The organism is Lacimicrobium sp. SS2-24 (assembly GCF_002201535.1).
Classification (GTDB): domain Bacteria; phylum Pseudomonadota; class Gammaproteobacteria; order Enterobacterales; family Alteromonadaceae; genus Lacimicrobium.
This window is the reverse complement of record NZ_NIWW01000008.1, coordinates 158,701-184,043: the sequence shown is the minus strand read 5'-3', so window position 1 is coordinate 184,043 and position 25,343 is coordinate 158,701. Positions and strand designations below refer to the sequence as shown.

Annotated in this window: 22 protein-coding genes and 3 tRNA genes; 8 read left to right on the top strand and 17 right to left on the bottom strand. The window is 49.7% G+C overall.

Annotated elements, in window-relative coordinates:
• Window positions 1–80: 80 nt before the first annotated feature.
• The 8 genes from tyrR to pspA form a co-directional block, all read right to left on the bottom strand.
• Window positions 81–1,637, bottom strand: coding sequence for a transcriptional regulator TyrR (gene tyrR / locus CCY32_RS14115; RefSeq protein WP_088331776.1), 1,557 nt, complete (start codon window positions 1,635–1,637; stop codon window positions 81–83).
• Window positions 1,638–2,068: 431 nt separating this feature from the next.
• Window positions 2,069–2,410 carry a 4a-hydroxytetrahydrobiopterin dehydratase gene (locus CCY32_RS14110; RefSeq protein ID WP_088331774.1) on the bottom strand — a complete coding sequence of 114 codons (342 nt, stop codon included), beginning with the start codon at window positions 2,408–2,410 and terminating at the stop codon, window positions 2,069–2,071.
• A 17-nt stretch (window positions 2,411–2,427) separates the two neighbouring features.
• Window positions 2,428–3,228: a phenylalanine 4-monooxygenase gene (gene phhA, locus CCY32_RS14105; protein ID WP_088331772.1), complete on the bottom strand. Its 801-nt coding sequence runs from the start codon at window positions 3,226–3,228 to the stop codon at window positions 2,428–2,430.
• Window positions 3,229–3,420: 192 nt separating this feature from the next.
• Window positions 3,421–4,455, bottom strand: a complete 1,035-nt coding sequence (locus CCY32_RS14100; RefSeq protein ID WP_088331770.1) for a TIGR01620 family protein — start codon at window positions 4,453–4,455, stop codon at window positions 3,421–3,423.
• Window positions 4,452–5,873: a YcjX family protein gene (locus tag CCY32_RS14095; protein WP_246840627.1), complete on the bottom strand. Its 1,422-nt coding sequence runs from the start codon at window positions 5,871–5,873 to the stop codon at window positions 4,452–4,454. Before CCY32_RS14095 ends, CCY32_RS14100 begins: the two co-directional genes overlap by 4 nt.
• 75 nt (window positions 5,874–5,948) lie before the next feature.
• Entirely contained in the window at window positions 5,949–6,380 is a 432-nt protein-coding gene (gene pspC / locus CCY32_RS14090; protein WP_088331768.1) for an envelope stress response membrane protein PspC, read from the bottom strand.
• Entirely contained in the window at window positions 6,377–6,613 is a 237-nt protein-coding gene (gene pspB / locus CCY32_RS14085) for an envelope stress response membrane protein PspB (protein ID WP_088331766.1), read from the bottom strand. Before pspB ends, pspC begins: the two co-directional genes overlap by 4 nt.
• An 18-nt stretch (window positions 6,614–6,631) precedes the next feature.
• Window positions 6,632–7,315 carry a phage shock protein PspA gene (gene pspA / locus CCY32_RS14080; RefSeq protein WP_088331764.1) on the bottom strand — a complete coding sequence of 228 codons (684 nt, stop codon included), beginning with the start codon at window positions 7,313–7,315 and terminating at the stop codon, window positions 6,632–6,634.
• Between the two features lie 206 nt (window positions 7,316–7,521).
• Here pspA and pspF point away from each other — a divergent pair, with 206 nt between their 5' ends.
• Genes pspF through CCY32_RS14050 form a run of 6 tightly spaced genes read left to right on the top strand, consistent with a single transcriptional unit; the run spans window position 7,522 to window position 13,922 of the window.
• On the top strand, window positions 7,522–8,631 hold the full coding sequence (gene pspF / locus CCY32_RS14075) for a phage shock protein operon transcriptional activator (RefSeq protein WP_088331762.1): 1,110 nt from the start codon (window positions 7,522–7,524) through the stop codon (window positions 8,629–8,631).
• Window positions 8,631–10,238, top strand: coding sequence for an ABC transporter substrate-binding protein SapA (gene sapA, locus CCY32_RS14070; RefSeq protein ID WP_088331760.1), 1,608 nt, complete (start codon window positions 8,631–8,633; stop codon window positions 10,236–10,238). The genes pspF and sapA overlap by 1 nt, the downstream gene beginning before the upstream one ends.
• Window position 10,239: 1 nt before the next feature.
• Window positions 10,240–11,271: an ABC transporter permease subunit gene (locus CCY32_RS14065; RefSeq protein WP_088331758.1), complete on the top strand. Its 1,032-nt coding sequence runs from the start codon at window positions 10,240–10,242 to the stop codon at window positions 11,269–11,271.
• Window positions 11,258–12,151, top strand: a complete 894-nt coding sequence (locus CCY32_RS14060) for an ABC transporter permease subunit (RefSeq protein ID WP_088331756.1) — start codon at window positions 11,258–11,260, stop codon at window positions 12,149–12,151. Before CCY32_RS14065 ends, CCY32_RS14060 begins: the two co-directional genes overlap by 14 nt.
• Window positions 12,151–13,146, top strand: a complete 996-nt coding sequence (locus tag CCY32_RS14055) for an oligopeptide/dipeptide ABC transporter ATP-binding protein (protein ID WP_088331754.1) — start codon at window positions 12,151–12,153, stop codon at window positions 13,144–13,146. Before CCY32_RS14060 ends, CCY32_RS14055 begins: the two co-directional genes overlap by 1 nt.
• Entirely contained in the window at window positions 13,143–13,922 is a 780-nt protein-coding gene (locus CCY32_RS14050; protein WP_088331752.1) for an ATP-binding cassette domain-containing protein, read from the top strand. The genes CCY32_RS14055 and CCY32_RS14050 overlap by 4 nt, the downstream gene beginning before the upstream one ends.
• 115 nt (window positions 13,923–14,037) lie before the next feature.
• Here the strand turns inward: CCY32_RS14050 and CCY32_RS14045 are convergent, their stop codons facing one another.
• From CCY32_RS14045 to CCY32_RS14000, 9 genes are all read right to left on the bottom strand, one after another.
• Window positions 14,038–15,954, bottom strand: a complete 1,917-nt coding sequence (locus CCY32_RS14045; RefSeq protein ID WP_088331750.1) for a SurA N-terminal domain-containing protein — start codon at window positions 15,952–15,954, stop codon at window positions 14,038–14,040.
• A 330-nt stretch (window positions 15,955–16,284) separates the two neighbouring features.
• A complete protein-coding gene (hupB, locus tag CCY32_RS14040) occupies window positions 16,285–16,557 on the bottom strand; it encodes a nucleoid-associated protein HU-beta (RefSeq protein WP_088331748.1) in 273 nt (90 codons plus the stop codon).
• A 237-nt stretch (window positions 16,558–16,794) separates the two neighbouring features.
• The gene (gene lon / locus CCY32_RS14035) at window positions 16,795–19,161 is read right to left on the bottom strand and encodes an endopeptidase La (protein ID WP_088331746.1); all 2,367 of its coding nucleotides are present in this window, start codon (window positions 19,159–19,161) and stop codon (window positions 16,795–16,797) included.
• A gap of 361 nt (window positions 19,162–19,522) precedes the next feature.
• Complete coding sequence (clpX, locus tag CCY32_RS14025; protein ID WP_088331743.1) at window positions 19,523–20,800, bottom strand: ATP-dependent protease ATP-binding subunit ClpX; 1,278 nt, start codon at window positions 20,798–20,800, stop codon at window positions 19,523–19,525.
• Window positions 20,801–20,927: 127 nt separating this feature from the next.
• Window positions 20,928–21,557, bottom strand: a complete 630-nt coding sequence (gene clpP, locus CCY32_RS14020; RefSeq protein WP_088331742.1) for an ATP-dependent Clp endopeptidase proteolytic subunit ClpP — start codon at window positions 21,555–21,557, stop codon at window positions 20,928–20,930.
• A gap of 141 nt (window positions 21,558–21,698) precedes the next feature.
• On the bottom strand, window positions 21,699–23,000 hold the full coding sequence (tig, locus tag CCY32_RS14015) for a trigger factor (RefSeq protein ID WP_088331741.1): 1,302 nt from the start codon (window positions 22,998–23,000) through the stop codon (window positions 21,699–21,701).
• Between the two features lie 235 nt (window positions 23,001–23,235).
• Window positions 23,236–23,311, bottom strand: a tRNA-His gene (locus tag CCY32_RS14010).
• A 62-nt stretch (window positions 23,312–23,373) separates the two neighbouring features.
• Window positions 23,374–23,450, bottom strand: a tRNA-Arg gene (locus CCY32_RS14005).
• A 22-nt stretch (window positions 23,451–23,472) separates the two neighbouring features.
• Window positions 23,473–23,549 (bottom strand) — tRNA-Pro (locus CCY32_RS14000).
• Between the two features lie 372 nt (window positions 23,550–23,921).
• Here CCY32_RS14000 and folD point away from each other — a divergent pair.
• Entirely contained in the window at window positions 23,922–24,776 is an 855-nt protein-coding gene (gene folD / locus CCY32_RS13995) for a bifunctional methylenetetrahydrofolate dehydrogenase/methenyltetrahydrofolate cyclohydrolase FolD (protein WP_088331740.1), read from the top strand.
• A gap of 8 nt (window positions 24,777–24,784) precedes the next feature.
• The gene (locus tag CCY32_RS13990) at window positions 24,785–25,327 is read left to right on the top strand and encodes a DUF1415 domain-containing protein (protein WP_088331739.1); all 543 of its coding nucleotides are present in this window, start codon (window positions 24,785–24,787) and stop codon (window positions 25,325–25,327) included.
• The last annotated feature ends 16 nt before the right edge of the window (window positions 25,328–25,343 follow it).

The following is a 25,343-nucleotide window of genomic DNA, read 5'->3' as shown; positions in this document are numbered from 1 at the left end:
AGCTATTCTCCCACTTCACTTAGCCAAAGGGGAATATCGAACCTTCCTATCCGTGCAACAGCCTGTCAAGCTTGATGTATTTAAACCTTTACAGTCTTCTTATTTATGCCATATTCACGCAGTTTGTTGGCAATGGCGGTATGACTCAGCCCCAGCTTCTTGGCCAGTTGCCGGGTACTGGGGTAAGAAGGATACAGACGACGCAGAAGATCTTTTTCAAAGCGTTTCACCTCCTGATCCAACGTACCTTCAATCTGTTCACTGAAATAGCTCGGTGCCCCCATACTGCTGGGCAGTTGCACATCGTCTCGTCCGAGTTCATCTTTCTCTAATAGGCTTAAGGCACGATACAAGGCATTTTCGAGTTGCCTTACATTACCGGGCCAGGGGTAAGACTGCAGGTAATCGACACAGGATTTATTCAGAGTGGGCGGTCTGCGTCCCAGCTTACTGCTTTGTTGTTTCAGGAAAAATTCTGCCAATGCAATGATATCTGATTTACGTTCACGCAACGGCGGAATGGCAAGACTTAAGACATTGAGCCGATAGTAAAGATCTTCACGAAACTTCCCTTCCTGCACCATCAAACTGAGGTCTTTTTGCGTGGTACTGATAATACGCACGTCCACTTTGACTTCGGTCGCATCTCCGACCCGCCTGAAAGAGCCGTCCTGCAGAACCCGCAAAAGCTTTGCCTGCATTTGCAGCGACATGTCACCCACTTCATCCAGAAACAATGTGCCACTTTGCGCCTGTTCCAGCAGCCCGACCTGGCTCTTCTCATTGCCATAGCTGCCTGGCGCACAACCAAACAGCTCCTGCTCGGCCACTTCATCGGGAATTGCAGCGCAATTCAACACTAAAAAGGGACTGGTGCCACGGCGACTAGCCTGATGACAGGCTCTGGCAATCAATTCTTTACCTGCCCCGGTTTCTCCATAAATCAGGATGGGTGCATCCAGCTCGGCCATTTTTTTGGCTTCACGCACCACCCTTTTCATTTGCACACTTTGCGCCTGTACCTGCGCGAAGCAATCATCGCTGGCCTGATGAAACACGGTCAGTTGTTGCCCTAAACGATATTCCGACTTGAGCAACAATACGGCACCCGCGAGGATCTCACCGCCCTCACCATCGGTCACATTGATGGGCAAAATGTCTGCCAGGAAATCCTGTTCAATAAACTTCACTTTGTGGGTCTGGGCGTAAACATCTTTACCATCCATCCACCTGACAAAATTGAAGCCCTTGACCAGTTCAGTAATATCCTGCCCCACCACATCTTCATAATCACTTTCAAGACTCGATAACACCGCTTCATTAACCAGCAACACCTGGCCTTTGGGGTCAATGGAAAAGACCGGGTCCGGTAGTGTTTTAAGCAGGGCTCTGAGCTGATTTTGCTCTCGCTCGATGGGCATGAAAGGGGTTGTTTTGACATCTTCAATGCCTTCGATTCTGCGAATTTTGGGCATAAGATGCTGAAAGTCGCCAAAGTCTATGTTTGGAAAGTGCAGGAAAATTTTTCCGGCTTTGTCTATTTCGATTCCGCGCAGATCAATTTCATATTCGACCAGGATATCCAGCACATCCTGAGTGATCCCTAATCTGTCCTGACAACTGATTTCCAAACGCATACATATACCTCGGCCATTTAGTTGTAAACATTTTATGCCATCTGCGATGTGGAAAACAGGAAAATCTCTGCCTGAAGGCGCATCTGATCTCAGTTCGAAACAACAAGACTCTGACGCCACGCCAGGAGAAATCGGCCATTGCGGACTTATGCAGGTTTAATACCCGTGACGGTTGCCAGGAAGAAAACAATCTGGCATCGAGAGTAATCAGGCAACGAGAGAGGCCTGGCGTTTATGTTATCCCGCCCCCCCTCTTCACCCGAGTTAATTGTCTAAAATGTCACTGAAATGCGGCTCCCGACAACTCCGGCATACCGTCCTTCCATGGACATCGTCAGAGCTCTGTTCCATACAGCTCTGACATACCGTCCTTCCATGGACATAAAAAAAGAGCACGGTGTGCTCCTTTTTTCTTTGCTAACATACTGTGCTCAGCTCTCTAGCAGCTCATCTGTTTTAGCTGCACAGATGAAGTCATTCTTGTGCAAGCCATTGATGGCATGAGTCCACCAGGTCACTGTGACTTTACCCCATTCAAGCAAAATAGAGGGGTGATGAAATTCCGCCTCTGCCAGTTCACCCACCTTGTTAGCAAACGCCATTGCCAGCTTAAAGTTCTTGAATTTAAACTCACGCTCCAACTGCATCACACCATCCACGGCTTTAGGTGTCCAGTCTGGGATTTCAGCCATCAGGGTTTTCAGCTCATCATCAGATACTTTAGGAGCATCTGCGCGACAGGCTTCACACTTCTGTTGAGATAATTCTGTCATTTTCTTCCTCTGTTTAATTAACTGGCCATTTTTTCTTTAGGCGGAAACTTGGGCTCGTGCAAACCTAACGACCTGGCCTGTTCGACCAATGCCATAATATCCATATCGGAGATCTCAAACAGTGCGTCCAGATTTTCCAACACATAATACACCGGCTGCATGATATCGATACGATAAGGCGTTCTGAGCGCTTCAACCGGATCCATTTTATGCCGTTCAGGCTTATCACTTTCAAGGGCATAGATGGTTTCCCCCGGTGAAGATAAGATACCCCCACCATATATTCTCAGATCACCGTTTTGTCGTAATAACCCAAACTCAACGGTAAACCAGTACAGGCGGGCCAGATAAACACGATCCTGCTTACTTGCAGCATAACCCAGCTTGCCATAGGTATGGGTAAAATGCGCGAATGCCGGATTTGTCAGCAGGGGGCAGTGCCCGAAAATTTCGTGAAAAATGTCGGGTTCCTGAAGATAATCAAATTCTTCGCGAGTCCTGATAAAGGTTGCGACAGGAAAACGCTTGTTCGCCAGCAAACGAAAAAACTCGTCAAAATTTATCAGCGCAGGAACCTCTGCCACTTGCCAACCGGTCTCACGCTCTAGCACCTCATTAACCTCGGCCAGTTGAGGTATGCGATCCGCAGGTAAATCAAGCAGCTCCAGGCCATGCATAAACTGATCGCACGCACGCCCTTCTATAATCTCCAGCTGACGGGCGACCAGATCACGCCATACAGCGTTTTCCTCATCACTCCAGTGAATAACCCCATTCTCGTCCGACTGACGTGATACGTACTGGGTGTTCTTACTCATAAGTTCCTATCACTTCGTTTTACACGACTTTAGTTGGACGTGAGTCTACTTAAATAGTGGCAAAGAAAAAGCAGGCTCGTCTTTTCAGTCGTGCGTAAAGGCGTAACATTATTTTTACAAAGTGACCGGAATCAGAGATCCATCGCCTGCATGCTGAGGACATCACATCTTCAATCCATGCAGGGGGCGTCTCTATGGATTGGAATGGGTTTTCTTATCGCTTTGTGAATCTACCGCTCGGAGCCGCTCAAGCACGCTGGATGCGATGCGACTGATGTTGGGTGAAGGACTGTGAATAAACGCCATTGGTCGGCACAGGCGTGCAGCCTGAACGCCCATTCTGGCGGTTAATACGCCGGCTCCCAACCCCTGAGCAACGCGGCTGGAAAGTCGCGCGCTGAGACTGCCGCCCAGCGCCCATACCGAAGCATCGGCGGCCAATTCGCTGGCACCAGCGTAAATGATGTTGTGGCACATATTACGTATCAGCCGTATTCTGGCCCAGTATCCGGTTTTTACACCGTAACTGTGACTTATCTGGTTAATCATCTTTAGATTCCGCCACAGCACTAACAGCATGTCCAGCGTCGCAAAAGGGCTCAGCGCAATCATCATTGCTGAGGCACCGGATTCCCGACTGATTTGTGTGACAACCCGCTGATCAATAACACTGAGGACTTGTTGCTCAAAAAGCGCCATGACCTCTTTGTCGGCGTAGTGTGGCTGCAGTGTTGCCTGCCACTGTGTCACCAAGGGTTGTGCAGATTCCGGCAAGTGGGTCGCCAATTCCTGACAATAGCTTCTGGCTTCACCAATGGCTGGACTATTGGCCAGCAAACGCCCCTGTTCCTGCCAGTGATTGCGCTGCTCCAACTGTGTAAAAGCCTGCCACTCGCGCACCAGCGCTATGCCAGCCAGTGCACCAGCCGCCGTCAGTATCACCAGCCAGACTAACCCCAACCAGGCGCCAGAAGTAAAGGCAGCATAGAGGCTGACAGCTAATTGGACCAAAGACATCACCAACACCGCCGCGGTAAACCAAAATAGTTTTCCGGGTGGCGCTTTGTTGCTTTGCCCTTCGTCGTCCGGGGGCTCAGGCTCTGATTTGAAGGCTTCTTCTTCAACATGCATTGCAGGGCGCAGGTTATCCGCCTCTGAGGATGGCGATTCAGACGCCTCGATGCGCACAGCAGGGCGCAATTCAGATGACGTTGTATGCTGACTCATTGCAGTTTATCTCCTAACAAAAATTCAAGGAGTTGGTCCATACGAATATGAGGCAAGGCGGTTAAGGCAGAACGCTGCGGCGGCGAGAAGGCCGGAAACTCAAAGTGCTGGTGCTGCCAGAAAGATTCCTGAGGACAGCTTGAAGGAACGTCGCCGGGATACAGGGTCAGTGCGTTGCCCTCTAAATCCCTTCCCTTCAGAACACTGATCTGTGTGCCCTGATAGTCGGCTTTGCCCACCTGTGACGCCCTGATAGCGGCAAAGGCGGTGGTTTGAATCGTACACCCCTGATAAGCAATATCCTGACGCGCACTGTGTACCATAGACTCAAGCAACCGAATCAGATTATCCTGTTGATCAGGGGTAATATGATCCGCCTTGCTGGCAGCGAACACCAATTTATCGATACGAGAAGAGAACAGTCGGCGGATGAGCGAATTACTGCCGTAATCGTAACTTTTCAGTAGCCAGTTTATCGCCTCCTGCAATTCATAAAAGCTTTGCTTGCCCCGGTTAAGGGCACTGAGACAATCCACCAGAATAATCTGGCGATCGAACTTTTTGAAATACTGGCGGTAAAAAGGTTTCACCACCTTTTCTTTGTATTGCCTGAAGCGCTCGGTGACCAGCTCGAGGTTACTGCCTTTAGGGGGTTCAGAGTGTGCTTTAAGCACCGATTCAGGTACGGGGACAAACTGAAGAATGGGCGCCCCCTCCAGTTCTCCGGGTAACACGAAGCGTCCCGGCTGAATCAATTCCAGGCCGGCTTGCTTTGAAGCGCGCAGATACGCTCTGTATTGAGAAGCCAACCGTTCGAGTGCCATTTCATCGCCGTCAGCCGCCCAGTCTATTTGCTCAGCGTGGGTCAGAAAATCTGCCGCAAGCTCCTGTCGCAGTGGCTGTTGCATCTGCACTGCGCAATACTGGCTCCATTGCGTAAAATCCATGTCCAGTAAGGGTAAGTCCAGTAACCATTCGCCAGGGTAGTCAATAATATCGAGCACCAGCGTGGCCGTGTCTGAAACCAGACGACGCAGTCCTTTCGCCTGTCGATAACGAATATTAAGTCGTATCTGACTGACGCCTCGTGTGGGCGAGGGCCAGACGGGTAGAGGCGCGTTGTTCAGCGCATCCATACCCTTTTCGTACTCAAACCTGGCCAGCTGCAAATCGGGTTGAGAGGCCCGTTGTACACCGATAATCCGTCCGTGTCGCACCGGAGAGAAAAACGCTAATTCCGCACCATGATTGGCTTCCAGCAACTGATTCACTAATGAGGTAATAAAGGCGGTTTTACCCGCGCCGCTCAACCCCGTCACCGCTAAACGCACGTGCTGGTCAGTCATTCTGTTGGCTGCCAACTGTGCTTTATTGCGCAACGAGCTGAGTGTTTTTCGATGCATTTCGTTTGGGATCATAGGGTCCTTAAACAGCGTCATCAGCAGGGACCAGAAGTCCGCGCTGATGGTGACGATACACAGGGCGGGAAGGGATTACAGTCTGCTGATTTCTCGGTTTAACTGAAACTCTGATGAGGTTACATAGGTTTCCATTTTGCGCAATCTGACTTCCAGCGTATCAAACTGTCCCATGATGTCATGAAACGCCTGCTTGGGTGGTTCACCCGATTGCCATACCTTAGACTTGACCGAAATCGGTTCTCCCTGCTCAGTATTCTGCCATCCCTTCCCGGTGGTGCCTGCAAAGGCCGCCGATGGCCCCTGATGCAGCGGTTTTTTATCTAAGATAAACCAGGCCGCAATATAGGCCATGATGAAGAACGGCCCACCTGCAAGCAACACCGCAGACACAAAGATAATTCTTACCAGCCAGGCCTCCCAGCCAAAGTAGGCAGCAACGCCGGCACACACACCGGCGATCTTACCATTTTTGCTGTCACGATAGAGTTGACCTTTACCTTTCATGCTCTGTTCCTCCATTGTGGAGCCTCTGCATCTAATAGGGCTTCAAGTGTCTGTATCCGTTCGTTCATGACCTCGGCTTTTTGCGCCAGTTCAGTTAAGGAGGCATACTCCTCTTCCGATAATCCTTGCGCGACCTGCTTCTTACTGCGGTAATGCATGATCAGCCAGATTGGCGCCACGAAAATCATGAAAATGATAATGGGCGCGATTAAAAGAGCCACAACGTCTTCCACGGTCTTCTCCTTAATTCTTTACTTTTTACTGCTGGCGCTAGGCTGTTTAGTTTTAACCTTTTTCTTCAGCGCCGCCAGTTCGGCGTCAATTTTATCGCTGGCTTCCAGCTCCGCGAATTCATCCGCAAGCGTATTTTTGCCCAGATCATAGGCATCAACCTGACTTTCCAGATCATCTATTTTACGCTCATAACGTTCAAACCGTCCCATGGCATCATCAACCTTACCACTGTCGAGGTTACGCTTGATGTCCAGTCGTGACTGTGCCGTTTGCTGACGCATAATAATGGTCTTCTGGCGCGCTTTGGCATCCGCCAGTTTTTCCTGCAATTGTCCGATTTCACTTTGCAGCTTACTGATCTGTTCCTCAACCAGGGACAATTCACGTTTGAGCACATCTACATGCTCATCGGTCTTTTTGCGCTCCAGCAACGCGGCGCGCGCTAAATCTTCACGATCTTTACTTAAGGCCAGTTCCGCTTTGGCTTCCCAGTCTTTGGCCTGTAATTCCAATTTGGCAATCTGACTGACAATTTCCTTTTTATTTGCCAAGGTTTTGGCAGAGGTAGAACGCACTTCTACCAGCGTATCTTCCATTTCCTGGATGATCAGACGCACCATTTTCTCTGGATCTTCCGCTTTATCTAATAAAGCGTTCAGATTAGAGTTCACAATGTCAGAGAATCGGGAGAAAATGCCCATAATACTTACCTCTTTATCATTAAACTTAAATGACCGGTCATTATGACCTTGCCTGTCAGGGTATATTCAATAACCAGGCCAACCGGCACAACGTCATAACCCTTTGATTTTAAAAAAGTATTAATTTACTACCTTTTCACCTTCATCTAGAATAGTATTTATATCAACCATAAATTAGTCTTTTAGACCACTTTTTAAGGAACAATGTGAGTCGCTTTCGTCAGCAAGATAATTTACTCGGGCAATCCAACAGCTTTTTGGAAGTGCTGGAACAGGTATCTCAGATCGCGCCGCTGGACAAGCCGGTGCTGGTTATCGGTGAGCGCGGTACCGGTAAGGAATTAATCGCAGCGCGATTACATTACCTGTCAAAACGCTGGGAACAGAATTATCTGAAACTAAATTGTGCGGCGCTCAATGACAACCTGCTTGAAAGTGAGCTCTTTGGTTACGAAGCCGGCGCCTTTACAGGGGCCTCGAAGCGACGCGAAGGGCGATTTGAAACGGCGCACAATGGCACCTTATTTCTGGATGAGCTGGCTAATACCTCGGGATTGATCCAGGAAAAATTACTGCGTGTCATCGAGTACGGCGAATTTGAACGTGTCGGGGGCTCACGCAGCGTCAAGGTGGATGTCAGATTGATCGCCGCAACCAACGAAGACCTCCCCTCCTTAGCAGAGCAAGGCAGTTTCAGGGCGGATTTGCTCGACAGGCTCGCTTTCGATGTCATTACGCTACCACCATTGCGGGAACGACCGGAAGATATCCTGATGCTGGCGGAACATTTCGCCATCAACATGGCCCGCGAACTGGATATGGAGTTATTCAGTGGCTTCACAGAAAAAGCCAAACGCACCATGCTTGAATATGACTGGCCGGGTAATATCCGGGAATTGAAAAATGCAGTGGAACGGGCGGTGTACCGGTGTAATAATCCACATCTGCCGGTTCATGAAATGGTATTGGATCCTTTTGCGTCACCCTACCGGCCAAAACAGTTTATTAAACCCAGGCCAGCCCTTGAGCAGCGCAGCGATACGACTACCGTGACGACATCTGAAACAACCAATGGCTCAGATAAAAGCACCGCGATTAACGGTCATACTCCCCCGTCGTTTGCATTCCCGGTAGACTTAAAGAGTTTGTCACAAAACTTCGAAATTGATCTGATTCGTAGCGCCCTCTCAGACAGCCAGTTTAACCAGAAGAAAACCGCAGAGAAGTTGGGACTGACGTATCATCAGTTAAGAGGTTACCTGAAAAAATACAATCTGCTCGACTCCGCCAACGATGAACAGGAAAAACAGCAGTGATGCGTTGCCTGGCGATTCTGCTGAGCCTTGCAATAGTAGGAGGCTGCCAGCCACAGGTTGAGAGCAATATACCGGTCGAGGGGTTGGTATACTGTTCAGAAGGCAGCCCGATCACATTTAATCCGCAACTGGATATCTCCGGCACCACCGCCGATGCCACATCCCATCAGTTGTATAACCGTCTGATAGATTTTGACCCTCAAACAGGCAAACTGATCCCCTCACTCGCGAGCAGTTGGTCGGTCAGCCGTGATGGGCTCACCTATGCGTTTCAGTTGCGTAAACATGTTAACTTTCACCACACCGCTTACTTTAAACCGACCCGCTCCTTCGATGCTAAAGATGTAGTGTTTAGTATCAATCGCTGGCGTGATCCCAATCACCCATTTCATCAGGTATCCGGAGGCCGTTATCCCTATTTCGATAGCCTGGGATTACGTCAGATTATTAAAGAGGTCAATCTGGTCAATGGCTACCGTGTTGAGATTAAACTTCACTACCCTGACAGCTCCTTTCTGGCCACTCTGGCGACCGATTTCGCCATCATCTTGTCAGAAGAATATGCCAATCAGGTGATGGCCGAGGACAAACCCGAGCTGCTCGACCTCCGACCAATAGGCACAGGTCCGTTTAAATTTTATCGCTATCGTAAAGACGCCTATATCCGCTATCTCCGCCACGACGGATACTGGGAAGGAAACGACTCCGTCCCCAAACTGATTTATGACATCACCCCACGAAGTTCATTGCGACTGGCAAAACTGATTACCGGTGAATGTGATGTCATTGCGTATCCTGCGCAAACCGAATTGCAGGTTATCGAGGAACGAGCCGATCTCAAACTTGAGGAGCGCCCCGGACTGAATGTGGGGTTTTGGGCTTTTAATACGGCCAGGCCCCCGTTTGATGATCCCAGAGTGAGGCAGGCGCTGGCCCTGGCGGTTGACCGAAAGACGCTTCTGGATACCGTGTACTTTGATACTGCCGTATTAGCAAGAGGGTTGTTGCCCCCGTCATCCTGGGCCTTTGATGAAACCTTGCAGGACACGTCTTACAACCCGGTGCAGGCGAAAAAACTGTTACAGGAAGCCGGCATTGAGCCCGGTTTTAGTATGACCATCTGGGCGATGCCTATTGAGCGGGCCTATAATCCCAATGCCACCAAGATGGCAGAGTTAATTCAGCATTATCTGGCCGAAGTGGGCATCCGGGCGAGCGTTATCAGTCATGAATGGGGATCTTTTCGTCGCTTGCTGTTGCAGGGGCAGCATGATTCCGTTCTGATTGGCTGGTCCGCGGATAATGGTGATCCGGATAACTTCTATCGTCCCCTGCTAAGCTGCTCCGCCATTGCCTCTGGCAGTAACAGAGCCAACTGGTGCTCACCTGAATATGATCTGCTCATCAATCAGGCAGTAAGAAATGCCGATGAATCCGTGCGATTAGGCTATTATCAGCAAGCCAATCAGATACTGGCAGAACAGATGCCTTTGCTGCCGATTGCCCACGCCTATCGCTTTCAGGCCTACAGAACCAATATTAGCGGTTTGCAAATAAACCCCTTTGGCGGTATCAGTTTTGCCAATGTCGCTAAGGAGCCTAACTGATATGTTGATAGCCATTGGCCGTCGCCTGAACCTGCTCATCATCACGCTGTTTATTTTGTGCCTGGGATCTTATGTATTGGCCTTTTTGTTCCCTGGTGACACCCTGACGAACCTGTCTGGCACGCCACCTTTATCGGCCGATCAGTCCCATCAACTGCAGCTGATGTACGCGCTCAGTGAAGGGTGGTTCAGTGGTTTCTGGACATACCTTAAACTCACCTTGTCGGGTGATTGGGGCGTCAGCCTGAATTCTCAGACCCCGGTGTTTGACGATATCCTGTATTTGTTACCTGCCAGTCTTGAGCTTAGTCTGTATGCCATGGTGATCTCTTTGCTTGTGGGTCTGCCGTTAGGGGTCCTGGCAGGATTAAAACACCGCACCTATACGGACTTAGGTATTCTGTCCGTCAGTCTGGCCGGCTTTTCCTTCCCGGTATTTTGGTTATCACTACTGCTGATCCTTATCTTTGCTTTACAGCTCGGCTACCTGCCCATGTCCGGTCGCATCAGCTTGCTGTACGATATCCCCTACCACACCGGCTTTATTCTTATTGATATTTTGCAATCTGATGTGGCCGTCAAAGATGCGGCTCTCAAAGATGCACTGCGTCATCTGGTCCTGCCGACACTGTCCCTTTCCATTGTCACGACAGCACTGGTAATCAGACTGATACGACGCTCCGTGGTCACCGTGTATAGCAGTGACTTTATCAAAGCGGCCTACACCAAAGGTCTGAGTCATTCTCAGGTCTTCTGGCGTCACGGCATGAAGAACGCCCTGCTTCCCATCATGCCGCAGCTGGCGATGCAGTTTACGGTACTGCTCACCAATGCCATGATTGTAGAAGTGATTTTTTCCTGGCCAGGAATTGGTGAGTGGTTGATTCAGGCCATTTATCAGCGTGATTATCCGGCAATTCGCGGGGGCATGCTGGCGGTTTCTGCCATTGTTGTGACATTCACCATTTCCGTTGATTTGATCGTGCGTATCCTCTACCCCTTAAATAAGAGGCAGTTCTATGCCCAGGCCTAGCTTTTATCAGGAAGAATACTATCCCTCGCCGATGCGACATACCTGGACAGAGTTCCAGAATAACCATGTTGCCCTGGCAGGACTATGGTGCCTGGCCTTTTTTATTCTTGCCGCATTTATTGGGCCGATGCTGGTGCCTTACGGCCCACTGCAGCAAAATACCGACATGCTTCTTCTGCCTCCGGCCTGGGATATTAATGGTGAAATCAGCCATTTATTTGGTACAGACAGCCTCGGTCGGGATTTACTCAGTCGGGTTATTCATGGCTGCAGGATCACGCTGGGCAGCAGTGTCGTACTGGTGTTAATCGCCATGTTGGTAGGCTGCAGCATTGGTGCCTACGCGGGTATGAGCAGGGGACTGCGAGCCAGCGTCATCAACCACTTGCTTGATGCTATTATGGCGATTCCTACCCTGCTGATTGCCATTATTATCGTGGCAATACTCGGAACCGGATTGCTGAACAGCATGTGGGCTATCACGCTGGCGCTCATCCCCCAGTTTATTCATCAGACCCGGGACCTGGTCAGACGCGAGTTTCAAAAAGAGTATATCGTTGCGGCACGACTCGATGGCGCGAGCAATCAAAGACTGTTGATGCGCGACGTACTGCCAAACATGGTGGAAGTTTTGGTGGTACAGGCCACCATGGCGTTGTCCGTTGCCATCCTGGATATCTCAGCACTGGGCTTTCTCAACCTGGGGGCTCAGTCACCGTCACCTGAACTGGGTGCCATGTTATCGGAATCCCTGGATACGGCTTACGCGGCGCCCTGGAGTGTTGCACTGCCCGGCGCGGCCATCTTTTTGATGGTACTCTCCATCAACCTGGTAGGGGATGGCCTGCGCACCGCACTGAAAAAAAGGTTGTTGCAATAATGCCGATGTTGGACATCAAAAATCTGACCCTGGAAATCGATACCCCTATGGGTTGGGTCAGTGCGCTGGATAAAGTCAGCCTGAGCATTGAGCCCAGCGAAATTCGGGCGTTAGTGGGTGAATCAGGCTCAGGTAAAAGCCTGATCGTCAAATCTATTGTCGGCGCGATACCCGAACGTTGGCGCGTCACCGCCGATCGAATGAACTGGAAAGGCAATGACTTGTTGGGCATGTCTGCAAGTCAGCGCAGAGCGATCACCCGCAACGACATCTCTGTGATCTTACAAAATGCCTCTGCCTCTCTGGACCCCTCGGCAACCCTAAGAGAGCAAATCGAAGAGAGCATTCCTGCCCACCGACTAAGTAAGGGCTGGTTCTGGCAACGCAAACAGCAACGCCTGGATATTGCTATTCAGGAGCTACATCGGGTGGGAATTCGTGACCATAATCAGTGCCTTTCCAGCTATGTCCACCAATTGCCGGAAGATATCTGTCAGAAATTTTCCATCGCTATGGCCCTGATATCCAGGCCTAAACTGCTGATAGCTGACAATCCCACCGTTGGCATGGAGACCACCACCAAGGTACAGATACTGAAACTACTGACCAGGCTCAATAAGACCGCAGGATTGAGTGTACTTTTTGTCAGTCACGATCTGCTGGCCATCGCCGCGATGGCCAATACCATGACAGTTCTGTACTGCGGCCAGACAGTGGAAAGTGGCAAGATGTCACAGATAAAGCGCCGCCCGTTGCATCCATACACTCAGGCACTATTGGACAGTGCGCCGAGCTTTCGTCGTGATTTGCCGCCCAAATCGCCCCTCTCGTGTCTCGATGGAACCATTCCTACCCTGCAGCACTTGCCCATCGGTTGCCGTCTCGGTCCCCGTTGCCCGAGAGCCCAGCGAGAATGTGTGAAAATGCCCATAACCCGGCGCATTCATGGTCATGAGTATGCCTGTCACTTCCCCTTACACAGAGGTAAAGCATGAACAGCCTGTTGACGGTCAGCGGTCTGTCATACCGCAAGAACAAAAACAGTCTGTTTGGCTCCCAGGAGTTGTTTCGTTTGTCGCCGTTGAGTTTCGAGTTAAAACGCGGTGAGACCATGGCTGTCATGGGCGAAAATGGCTCGGGTAAATCGCTGCTGGCAAAATTATTGGTCGGCGTATTGGAGCCTGAAGGAGGCAGCATCTTGTTAAATGGTGAGCCGGTCTGTAACACCTCAAAACAACGACGTTTCAGTGCTATCAGGATGATCTTCCAGCACAGTAAAGAGTCACTGAACCCGGGACTCACTCTTGGACGTCAGCTGGATGAAGCGCTCATTCTGAATACCGGCATGTCCGCCAGTGAGCGAAAAAAACAAATTGAGAACACGCTGATTCAGGTGGGGATGCTGCCTGAGCACCAATATTTTTACCGTCATATGCTCTCAGAAGGCCAACATCAGCGTGCGGCGGTAGCCAGAGCACTGATCCTGAACCCTCAGGTGATTGTCGCCGACGAGCCATTCGCTGCACTGGATCCGTCGGTACGGTCACAAACGGCAAATCTGCTCATGAGTCTGCAGCAACAACTGGGCCTTGGCTTTATTTTTATCTCTCACAACCTGGGTATTGTCCGCCATATCAGTGACAGAATACTGGTATTAGAAAAAGGGCAGGTTATCGAATCGGGTAAGACAGAAGTGATTTTCAACTGGCCAAAATCAGAATACACCAAGCGCACCATACAAGCCCATCAGGAGCTGATATCCGGCCAGTGATTTACCGTTTAAAACACCGTTAAACTAGAACACCGTTAAACGTCAACAAAAAAACCACTGCATTGGCAGTGGTTTTTTATTTAAAGCCGCCAAAGCGACCTACGGCTATAACAACCTAGCGTGTTTCGGCAGGCTGTACTGCATACAGTTCAATGTCAGCCTGGGCCTTAAGAGCCTCAATAAAGTCCGTGTAAACACGCTGTCCACGACCCTCTGCCAGTTGTTCAGAAATCTGTGCCAACATGGCTGGCTCAGCGGCATCAGCATTGTGAATCTGGTCCACTTTTACAATCGCCACATTACCATCGGTAGTGTTCACCACTGCCATATTCTGTTGACTCTGCGCAGGCAGTTTGAAGCCCTGTTCTACCACAGACTGGGGCAGAGCAGTGCCGTAACGCATGACACCTTCATGGTCCTGCCATGTAAGAGACATCTCTGCCAGCTTCTCTTGTGCAGCCTGATCCTCGCCTGCCTGATAGTGACTCAGCACCTCATTGGCCCAGGCTCTTGCGGCCTGCTGTGCCTTTTGCGACTGTAGCTGTTCGTAAATCATCGGCTCAACTTCATCCAGCGGACGGGTTCGTTGCGGCTGATGTTCACTGACACGCATTACCAACAGGTGCTCAGAGGAGATATCAATGACCTCACTGTTCACGCGATCGAGGATCAATTCGTCGGAAAACGCCACATTCTGCATCTGATTTGACGCGAACAACTCGGGCGCACTGCTGCGCGAGAACAGCGCCGTAGATTGTACAGACTTACCGGCCAGCTCAGCCACCTCTTCGAGGTTATCCGGCATTTCAAAAGCCACCTGCGCAATTTGTTCATGCAGGTCATAGAACTCAGCAACCGCCTTATCACGTTGTACCTGAGCAGCAATCTCTTCACGCACTTCATCCAGAGTCTGTACTTGTTCCGGCTGAATGTCGGTGAGCTTGATCAGATGAATACCAAACTCCGTTTCAACGGGCTCAGTGATCTCTCCCACCTGCTGCAATGCAAAGGTCGCCTGTTCAAATTCAGGGTCCATCACATCACGACCAAACCAATCCAGATCACCACCATTTTCGGCACTGAAGGTATCATCAGAGTACTCTTGGGCGAGTTCCGCAAAGTCAGCCCCGTCCTGTAAACGCTGATACAATTCCTGCGCCAGCGCCATTTTCTCGTCTTTATTATCCTCACCAACCTCCAGCAGAATATGAGATGCGCGACGCTGCTCTTCAGAGCGATAATCATTGGCGTTGAGCTGATAGTATTCTTCTAATTCTTCTTCGCTGACCTGTACCCGTGACAACATATCGTCCACCGTCACCTCTATATAGCGCAGTGAGACTTTTTCTTCCGTATCAAACTGGCTGATATTGGACTGATAGAAGGCGTTAAGCTCTTCGTCGCTAACCTCCACATCAGACATAAAGGCACTGGCCGGGATAGACAGATAGGCAAGATCGCGGGTCTGTTGTTGTAATCTGAACGCCAGCTGTGCTTCACTCTCGAGACTGAATTCTGAACCAAGCACGGCCCTTACGACTTGCTGGCGAGTCATATCCTGGCGCAGGATATCGCGAAAATCTTTGGGCTGAAGACCATTCTGGCGAAGAACTGCCTGATATCTGTCATTATTAAACGCCCCTGCTATCTGGAAGCTGGGCGTTTCAATAATCGCCTGTTTGACTTGTTGATCACTGACCCGCAAACCCAGTTCTTCTGCAGCCTGTTCCACCAGTTTTTCTGCAATCAGACGATCGAGAAGATTACGCCTGAATGTGCGCATATAGTCAGAATCTGCCATCATATCGATAAAGGCATCACCATACTGCTGTTCCATTCGCGCTCGTTCATTCTGATAAGCCCGCTCCAGGCTTGCCTGACCAATTTCTTCACCGTTAACGCTGGCAACAGGCTGATCACTTTTAGCATTCAGGTAACTACCAACACCCGCTAAAGCAAAGGTAATGATCACCAAGCCCAGTATAATTTTGGCTCCCAGGCCTTGTGACCCTTCTCTGATTCTCTCTAACATCTTGGTCTTTAAACTCCGATTTAGCCTGACGGCAGACTTAAAATGGCGGTGATTATAACGTATTGTCCGGACAAACAGAATGCTACAGAAGAGGGAAATTGACGGCGCTGCCGCCACTAAAAATGCACCGTCAAAAGCCAGCCTTTTACTTTAACCTGAACACTCTTGACCGCCCCTGGATAACCCAAAGATAGTGTAACCATATGCCCTCGGCATACCCTCCGTCCTGGACATCGCCGCTCTTGCGCGTCCATGCACTTTCGGCATACCGTCCTGGACATAAAAAAAGCGATGAGATGACTCATCGCTTTTTTTAAACACGCTTAGTGCTTAGTTGCAGGCGTCTTTCAGTGCTTTACCAGCTTTGAAAGAAGGCACTTTGGCCGCTGCAATCTGGATAGTTGCACCTGTCTGTGGATTACGGCCACTGCGGGCAGCACGCTCACGTACAGAGAAAGTACCAAAACCAACCAATGCAACTTGATCACCGTCTTTGAGTGCTTCAGTTACTGCATCGGTCAATGCGTCCAACGAACGACCAGCAGCGGCTTTTGAAATATCAGCACCAGCAGCGATCTTATCGATTAGTTGAGACTTATTCACAATATCATCCCCTTCATTTGTTATTATTTGTCTGTTCCGCACACTTGTTGCGAATTTGTTATAACAAGCTTGAAGATTTACTTCAAGCTAAGACTTAGATATTTTTTGGTTAATGAGAATAGCTCAAAAGCCTTTTGTATCAGGGCTTGTGGCCAGTTCCAGTTAAAGGCTACCACAACTTTCCCTGTTGGGAAGCCCTGAACGCGAAAAAATCCACAAAAAGCCCCGTATCAGCGGTTATTTCTGTTGTTCCGGGGGCTCAACAGGCTCAAAGCCCTCAGGATTGTTGGCCAGCGCCAGCACCAACACCTCATCGATCCACTGCACAGGGTGGATATCAAGATCCTGTTTAACATTGTCCGGGATTTCTTTCAGATCCCGCTCGTTTTCCTTTGGAATCACCACCGTTTTAATGCCACCGCGATGCGCCGCCAATAACTTTTCCTTGAGTCCGCCGATGGCCAGCACCTCTCCGCGTAAGGTAATTTCACCGGTCATGGCCACATCACATTTGACCGGATTACCGGTAAGTGTCGAGACCAAAGCGGTACACATGGCGATACCCGCACTGGGGCCATCTTTTGGCGTCGCGCCTTCGGGAACATGCACATGAATATCACGCTTTTCATGAAAATCTTTGCTGATACCCAGTTTTTCGGCCCGACTTCTCACTACCGTCATGGCAGTCTGAATCGACTCCTGCATCACATCGCCCAGTGAGCCTGTGAAGGTTGTTTTACCCTTACCCGGAACGGCAGCCGTTTCAATGGTCAGCAAGTCTCCACCCACCTGGGTCCAGGCCAGACCGGTCACTTGCCCTATCTGGTTATTCTTGTCTGCTTTACCATAATCAAAACGTTGAACACCCAGATAATCGGCCAGATTCTCGTCATTCACCACCACTTTCTTAACGGACTTATCCAGCAGAATATTTTTCACCGCTTTGCGACAGACCTTAGAAATCTCACGCTCGAGATTACGCACACCGGCCTCGCGGGTGTAATAACGGATAATGCCGATAATGGCGGACTCTTCTAGTACCAGCTCGCCTTTCTTCAAGCCGTTTCGCCCCATTTGTTTCTCAATCAGGTGACGTTGGGCAATGTTGAGCTTCTCATCTTCGGTGTACCCTGATAACCGGATGACTTCCATCCGATCAAGCAGAGGGCCGGGAATGCTCATGCTATTAGACGTAGCGACAAACATGACATCTGAAAGGTCATAATCCACTTCCAGATAATGGTCACTGAAGGTGCTGTTCTGTTCCGGATCTAATACTTCCAGCAGTGCCGAGGCCGGATCTCCGCGCATGTCTGAGGACATTTTGTCGATTTCATCGAGCAGGAAAAGTGGGTTTTTCACGCCCACTTTGGCCATCTTCTGTACCAGTTTACCCGGCAAAGAGCCGATGTAAGTGCGGCGGTGTCCGCGGATTTCCGCTTCATCTCTGACACCACCTAATGCCATACGCACATATTTACGTCCTGTCGCCTTAGCGATGGACTGTCCCAATGAGGTTTTTCCCACTCCGGGAGGCCCGACCAGGCACAGAATTGGCCCTTTGAGTTTACGAACCCGCTGCTGTACCGCCAGATATTCAATAATGCGTTCTTTGACGCGCTCAAGCCCATAATGATCCGCATCCAGGATCTTCTCAGCATTGGCGAGATCTTTTTTCACCTTGCTGCGTTTGTACCAGGGCACACTGACCAGCCAATCAATATAACTGCGCACCACCGTCGCTTCTGCCGACATAGGTGACATCATTTTCAGCTTCTGTAGCTCAGCACTGGCCTTTTGCTTTGCGTCGGCAGGCATTCTCGCGTCATCAATTTTCTTACTCAGTGCTTCAAATTCATCAGGTGCATCATCCAGCTCACCGAGTTCTTTCTGAATGGCTTTCATTTGCTCATTCAGGTAATACTCCCGCTGGCTCTTTTCCATCTGCTTTTTGACCCGGGTACGGATTTTCTTTTCTACCTGGAGCAAATCGATTTCACTCTCCATGAGTGCCATCAGATACTCAAGCCGCTCACCCACCTGATCCATTTCCAGTACTTTTTGCTTTTCCGACAATTTCAGCGGCATGTGTGCCGCCATGGTATCAGCGAGTCTGGCCGCATCTTCAATACCATTCAAAGAAGTCAGCACTTCGGGGGGAATCTTTTTATTCAGCTTCACATAGCCTTCAAACTGAGAGGTTGCAGAGCGGATCATGACTTCCTGCTCCGCATCATCAATAGGCTCATCCGCCTTTTTAATTACCTCAGCTACAAAGTACTCCTGGTCTTGCAGATAAGTCTGAATTTCTCCACGCACATTGCCCTCAACCAGGACCTTCACTGTGCCATCAGGGAGTTTTAGCAGCTGTAAGATGGTGGCTATGGTGCCAACGCGATAAATATCATCAGCCTCGGGCTCATCGACACCGGCGTCTTTTTGCGCCACTAAAAAGATCTGCTTGTCTTTATCCATGGCAGCATCCAGGCACTGAATGGACTTCTCACGGCCGACAAACAAAGGAATTACCATATGCGGATAGACCACTACATCCCGCAGTGCCAGTACCGGCATTTCGACCACTTCGGCCTGCTTACTCGTCATAAGGAATCTCTTTACTGTTTCAGTTGGGTAATAATATGGGGATGGCGACAGAAAGTTCAATCACCAACGTCCTATCTCTGTACATAAGGCATTTAAAACCTTAACGGCATCGCCATGTTGACTCAGAAGCGCGGCCGCCATCTGGGTTGGCGTGACTCCCACCCATCAGGCAAATATCGCTGCATGCCGATGTTACGCTCTCCCGGCATCCGGCATACCGTCCGGCCCTGGACATCGCCGATGAACAGTCCCTCCAACATCGGCATACCGTCCGTCCCGACATCGCCGATGAACAATCCCTCCAACATCGGCATACCGTCCGTCCCTGGACATAAAAAAGGCCCCAGAGGGGCCTTTCAGACTATTCAGATGCCGCTTTTTTCTCTTTGGCGTTATCGTAAATAAGGATCGGCTTAGATTCACCGCGAATTACCGACTCATCTATCACCACCTTACTCACATCGTCCATGGAAGGCAGATCGTACATTGTTTCCAGCAAGACACCTTCAACGATGGAACGCAAACCCCTGGCGCCTGTTTTACGCTCCATGGCTTTTACTGCTATGGCGTGCAGCGCGTCTTCTCGAAACTCAAGTTCTGCATTCTCCATCGAGAACAGCGCCCCATACTGCTTGGTCAGGGCATTTTTCGGTTCACACAGAATCTGTATCAGGGCATCCTCATTGAGTTCTTCTAGTGTTGCCACAACCGGTAAACGACCAATAAACTCAGGGATCAAGCCATATTTAACCAAATCTTCCGGTTCTACCTGCTGAAACAGCTTACTCAGCCCCATCATATCTGACTTACTGCGCACCTCTGCGCCGAAACCGATACTGGTGCCAGTCTGTGCCCGCTGTTCGATGACCTTATCCAGGCCGGCAAACGCGCCACCACAGATAAACAGAATTTTCGACGTATCAACCTGCAAAAACTCCTGCTGCGGATGCTTTCTTCCACCCTGGGGCGGCACCGACGCAACGGTTCCCTCAATCAGCTTCAATAAGGCCTGCTGAACCCCTTCACCCGACACATCCCGTGTAATCGAAGGGTTATCTGATTTGCGTGAGATCTTGTCAATCTCATCGATGTAGACGATACCACGCTGAGCTTTCTCTACATCGTAATCGCATTTTTGCAGCAGCTTCTGAATAATGTTCTCGACATCTTCACCCACGTAACCGGCTTCGGTTAGCGTAGTGGCATCGGCCATCGTAAACGGCACGTCCAGGAAGCGGGCCAGCGTTTCAGCCAACAGGGTTTTACCACTGCCCGTCGGGCCGATAAGCAGGATATTACTCTTACCGAGTTCCACACCTTCGTGCACATCACCATTACGTAAACGCTTGTAGTGATTGTAAACGGCTACCGAAAGCACCTTCTTAGCGTGCTCCTGGCCAATCACATAATCGTCGAGGTGATGATGGATCTCATTGGGTTTAGGTAACGCACTCTGCTTTTTCTTGGGTGCGATTTCTTTGATTTCTTCGCGAATAATGTCATTACATAACTCGACGCACTCATCACAAATGAACACCGATGGTCCGGCGATCAGCTTGCGTACTTCATGCTGACTCTTACCGCAAAAGGAACAGTACAAGAGTTTGTTGTCACCTTCCCCGCTCTGATTATCGCTCATTTACTTTTTACCTCTGTCAGATGTGGAACACCCTTGCGAACTCTAGGTTACAGGAGTATCGATCACTACCTAAGCTTACATCTATTCATTACTATCGGCCAAATAATCCGTTTGGATTAATCCTGACCTACTTTTGCTTATGCGCATCTAACCTGCTGTTGAGCACTTCGTCCACCAAACCATACTCTTTGGCCGATGTGGCGCTCAAAAAGTTATCTCTGTCTGTATCGCGAGCGACTGTCTCATAGTCCTGCCCGGTATGCTCAGCCAGCAAGCGATTCAGCTTCTCTTTAACAGACAGAATTTCTTTGGCATGAATTTCAAAATCCGATGCCTGTCCCTGAAATCCGCCCAGGGGTTGATGAATCATCACCCGGGAATTTGGCAAACAATAGCGCTTGCCCTTCGCGCCACCTGATAACAAGAAGGCACCCATACTGGCGGCCTGCCCGACACACACCGTACTAATATCCGGCTTGATAAAATTCATCGTATCATAGATGGCCATGCCGGCTGTAACCGAACCGCCGGGAGAATTGATATACAAAAAGATATCTTTATCAGGATTTTCAGACTCGAGGAACAGCATCTGCGCCACGATAAGGTTGGCCATATGATCCTCTACCTGGCCAACTAAAAAGATCACACGCTCTTTCAGCAGGCGGGAAAAGATATCGTAGGAACGCTCTCCTTTGGAAGTTTGCTCAACCACCATTGGAACAAGAGAATTCATAGTTTCTAAAGACTTATCCATCATGTTAATCGTCTCACTGTTTGACGCCTGTGCACGTCCTGTGTTTGCGGCTGGAGTTTCATCCCTGCAGAAATAAAAAATGCCCGGTATGTACCGGGCATTTAATCAGGTGCTGACAGACTAAGTCAACGAGCAAGCGCGAAATCAGGCTTGCTTGTTCATAATGTCGTCAAATTTCTTCTTAACTTCTTTTACCTTGGCATCAGCCAGCAAGCTTTCTACCGCCTGTTCTTCCAGCGCCAGGTTCTGCATTTGCTGCATCAGTTCCTTGTTGCTCTTGTAATAGTTGATCACTTCTTCTGGATCTTCATACGCAGAGGCTGTGGTCTCGATCAAAGACTGTACTTTACCTTCGTCGACTTTCAGCTCTTTTTGCTTGATCACTTCACCCAGCAACAGCCCAACAGAAACCCGGCGACGCGCATTTTCTTCAAATAACTCTGCCGGCAGTTCAGGCATATTGCCTTGCTGCTGGTTGCCAAAACGCTGCAATGCCTGCTGGCGCAACTGATTCACTTCCTGGTCCACAAGCGCTTTGGGCAGGTCAATCTGGTTGCTTTCAACCAGACCATTGATCACTTGCTCTTTCACCTGGTTTTTCAGTGTCTGTTCCAGTTCACGCTGCATGTTCTTGCGCACTTCGTCACGCAATGCTTCAACGCCGCCATCTTCTACACCGAACAGTTTGGCAAATTCATCATCAACTTTCGGCAGGTCCAGACCTTCAACTTTCTTGATGGTGATCTTGAACTGCGCTTCCTTACCTTTGAGCTTATCGGCATGGTAATCTTCAGGGAAGGTAACATCGGCGATCACTTCTTCACCGGGCTTGTGACCAACGATGGGGTCTTCAAAACCGGGGATCATGCTGCCTTTACCGAGTTCAAGCTGAAAATCTTCTGCTTTTCCGCCTTCGAATTCTTCACCGTCAATTGTGCCAACAAAATCGATGGTCACACGGTCTTCTTTCTTGGCTTTGCGCTTACCTTCTTTCCAGTTGGCATGCTGCTTACGCAGAGTATCCATCATGTTATCCAGATCTTTATCTGTGATCTCAACAACCGGCTTCTCTACTTTGATCTTGTCCAGATCTTTGATTTCAACGTCAGGATACACTTCAAAAGAAGCAACAAACTCTAAGTCTTCTCCATCCGTGTCTTTTTGCAATTCAAAAGCAGGCATGCCGGCAGGATTCAGTTTTTCCTGCACTACCGCTTCATAGAAGTTGCGCTGCATCACTTCACCCGCCACTTCCTGGCGCACTGCTTGCCCAAAACGTTTTTTAATCACGTTCACAGGCACTTTACCAGGACGGAAACCATTAATACGTTGGGTTTTAGCTAATTGTTGTAAACGTGATTTCACGGCCGTATCGACTTTCTCTGCCGGTACGGTAATGGTAAGACGGCGTTCTAAACCTTGAGTCGTCTCAACTGAAACTTGCATTCTTCTACCTCAACTTTGCCTGTTCGGCTTTATGTAATATCACCCCAATCTCTCGCACCAGACTCAGCTCACACTGTAACCATGGGGCAAATTTTGACGGGTGAATTTAGGGCCTGATAAAAAGACGCAGCATTATACCGGTACAGGCCGACTAATTCCAGTGAAAACAAGCATGAATATTGAGGCGATAACGAGGTATTCAGAATAAAGCGCAATAAGAGAGAAAATAAGAGAATGGGGTGGACGATGGGACTTGAACCCACGACAACCGGAATCACAATCCGGGGCTCTACCAACTGAGCTACGCCCACCACTGAGTAGATATTTGCCAACAGTTTCTGTGGCCAATTCTGAGTTACACTGCCTGGTCCGCTGGCGCGCCCGGCAGGATTCGAACCTGCGACCCACGGCTTAGAAGGCCGTTGCTCTATCCAGCTGAGCTACGGGCGCTTTTCGAACCCGGAGCAAGAATTGGTCGGTGAGACAGGATTTGAACCTGCGACCCCTTGTACCCAAAACAAGTGCGCTACCAAGCTGCGCTACTCACCGATTCTTGCTCGTAGCAACTTCGTGTCTGCTACGGGGCGCGAATATTACCGGCTTGGTATGAGAGCGTCAAACACTTTTTCACATGCTAAAGTGCAGATGCCTAAAATTCCAGCGTCTCGGTGAATTAACCAACAAATACAACCTGAATTGTTATCACCAACAGAAACACGCATCCACGTTAGCCCTCACCCAAATCACAGCAATATAGAGACAACAGAACCTGATAAGACATCTTACTGACTAAATTTTTCATCCACTATCAGGCATTGAATGTCACTGGTGGTTCTGAAACGGTCACAGAATTGCCCTGTCGCAGGGTTCATGGGACAATATTATTCAATCAGCACACTTCCCTAAATACAGATCAAAAACATGTCAGCACAGCTCATTAATGGAAAACTCATTGCTCAACAGGTTCGTCAGAAAGTCGCCAGTCAGGTAAAGGCTATTAAAGATGCTGGTAAACGGGCTCCAGGACTGGCCGTGATCCTGGTAGGCAGCGACGCAGCCTCTCAGGTCTATGTGGGCAGTAAACGCAACGCCTGTGAAGAAGTAGGCTTTGTCTCGCGTTCCTATGATTTACCGGCTCGAACAACAGAACAGCAACTGCTGGATCTGATTGATGAGCTTAATGCGGATAAATCTGTGGACGGTATTCTGGTGCAACTGCCTTTGCCAGCAGGTCTGAATGCGGAAGCGATTCTGGAGCGGATTCACCCCAGTAAAGATGTGGATGGCTTTCATCCTTATAATATTGGACGTCTGGCTCAGCGCATTCCTTCTCTGCGCCCCTGCACGCCCAAAGGGATCATGAAAATGATCGAATCAACACGCAGACCGGTTAAAGGACTGGATGCTGTGATTGTCGGTGCATCCAACATCGTTGGCCGCCCCATGTCTCTGGAACTTTTGCTGGCCGGTTGTACCACAACCGTATGCCATAAGTTCACGCGGGATTTACAAAGCCATGTGGAACGCGCTGATCTGTTAGTCGTTGCTGTGGGTAAACCTGAGTTTATTCCGGGGGAATGGATTAAACCGGGGGCAACCGTTATTGATGTGGGTATTAATCGCCAGGATGACGGCACGCTGGTAGGAGACGTGGCCTTTGACGCCGCCTCATCACGAGCAGGATGGATCACGCCGGTACCAGGTGGGGTGGGTCCGATGACCGTTGCCAGCCTGATAGAAAATACCCTTGAAGCTTACGTTAATTTTCATAGCTGATCAGCCTCGTGGATCAACACGCCGATTACATTGAACCGGTCAAGCGCTGGGTTGAGGAAGTGGTTGTCGGCTTTAACTTCTGTCCTTTCGCCAAAGCAGAGCTGGATCGCACACGATATACCGTCAGTTATGGCCAAAAAGCCAAACAGGTGCTGAAGGATTTCGAGACCGAAATTGACTATCTGCAGTCGACGCCGGAAATCGCCAACACTTTGCTCATACTAGCCCGGGGTTTTGCTGATTTTCATCGTTATCTGGATCTGGTGGCCCAGGCTGACGCCTGTTTGGACAAGCAGGGGCTGCGTGGCCAGTTCCAGTTGGCCAGCTTTCATCCTCATTATCAGTTTGACGGTGAGCCTGCCAACGACCCTTCAAACTATACCAATCGAGCGCCTTTGCCGGTGTTGCACCTGCTCAGGGAAAGTGAAGTGGAAAAAGCCATCAGCCACTATCGCCAGCCAGAGAATATTCCACGCCGCAATATCGCCAAAGCTCGGGCGCTGGGCAGTGAGCATCTGCAAGAAAAGCTTGATCACTGCCTGCGTCGCTAAGCTTCCCCTGGGCGGA

Excerpts from the sequence above, each read along its gene's own strand:
- tyrR (WP_088331776.1), bottom strand. The coding sequence starts at position 1,637 with ATGCGTTTGGAAATCAGTTGTCAGGACAGATTAGGGATCACTCAGGAT.
- CCY32_RS14110 (WP_088331774.1), bottom strand. The coding sequence starts at position 2,410 with ATGACAGAATTATCTCAACAGAAGTGTGAAGCCTGTCGCGCAGATGCT.
- phhA (WP_088331772.1), bottom strand. The coding sequence starts at position 3,228 with ATGAGTAAGAACACCCAGTACGTATCACGTCAGTCGGACGAGAATGGG.
- CCY32_RS14100 (WP_088331770.1), bottom strand. The coding sequence starts at position 4,455 with ATGAGTCAGCATACAACGTCATCTGAATTGCGCCCTGCTGTGCGCATC.
- CCY32_RS14095 (WP_246840627.1), bottom strand. The coding sequence starts at position 5,873 with ATGATCCCAAACGAAATGCATCGAAAAACACTCAGCTCGTTGCGCAAT.
- pspC (WP_088331768.1), bottom strand. The coding sequence starts at position 6,380 with ATGAAAGGTAAAGGTCAACTCTATCGTGACAGCAAAAATGGTAAGATC.
- pspA (WP_088331764.1), bottom strand. The coding sequence starts at position 7,315 with ATGGGCATTTTCTCCCGATTCTCTGACATTGTGAACTCTAATCTGAAC.
- sapA (WP_088331760.1), top strand. The coding sequence starts at position 8,631 with ATGCGTTGCCTGGCGATTCTGCTGAGCCTTGCAATAGTAGGAGGCTGC.
- CCY32_RS14065 (WP_088331758.1), top strand. The coding sequence starts at position 10,240 with ATGTTGATAGCCATTGGCCGTCGCCTGAACCTGCTCATCATCACGCTG.
- CCY32_RS14060 (WP_088331756.1), top strand. The coding sequence starts at position 11,258 with ATGCCCAGGCCTAGCTTTTATCAGGAAGAATACTATCCCTCGCCGATG.
- CCY32_RS14055 (WP_088331754.1), top strand. The coding sequence starts at position 12,151 with ATGCCGATGTTGGACATCAAAAATCTGACCCTGGAAATCGATACCCCT.
- CCY32_RS14050 (WP_088331752.1), top strand. The coding sequence starts at position 13,143 with ATGAACAGCCTGTTGACGGTCAGCGGTCTGTCATACCGCAAGAACAAA.
- CCY32_RS14045 (WP_088331750.1), bottom strand. The coding sequence starts at position 15,954 with ATGTTAGAGAGAATCAGAGAAGGGTCACAAGGCCTGGGAGCCAAAATT.
- lon (WP_088331746.1), bottom strand. The coding sequence starts at position 19,161 with ATGACGAGTAAGCAGGCCGAAGTGGTCGAAATGCCGGTACTGGCACTG.
- clpX (WP_088331743.1), bottom strand. The coding sequence starts at position 20,800 with ATGAGCGATAATCAGAGCGGGGAAGGTGACAACAAACTCTTGTACTGT.
- clpP (WP_088331742.1), bottom strand. The coding sequence starts at position 21,557 with ATGATGGATAAGTCTTTAGAAACTATGAATTCTCTTGTTCCAATGGTG.
- tig (WP_088331741.1), bottom strand. The coding sequence starts at position 23,000 with ATGCAAGTTTCAGTTGAGACGACTCAAGGTTTAGAACGCCGTCTTACC.
- folD (WP_088331740.1), top strand. The coding sequence starts at position 23,922 with ATGTCAGCACAGCTCATTAATGGAAAACTCATTGCTCAACAGGTTCGT.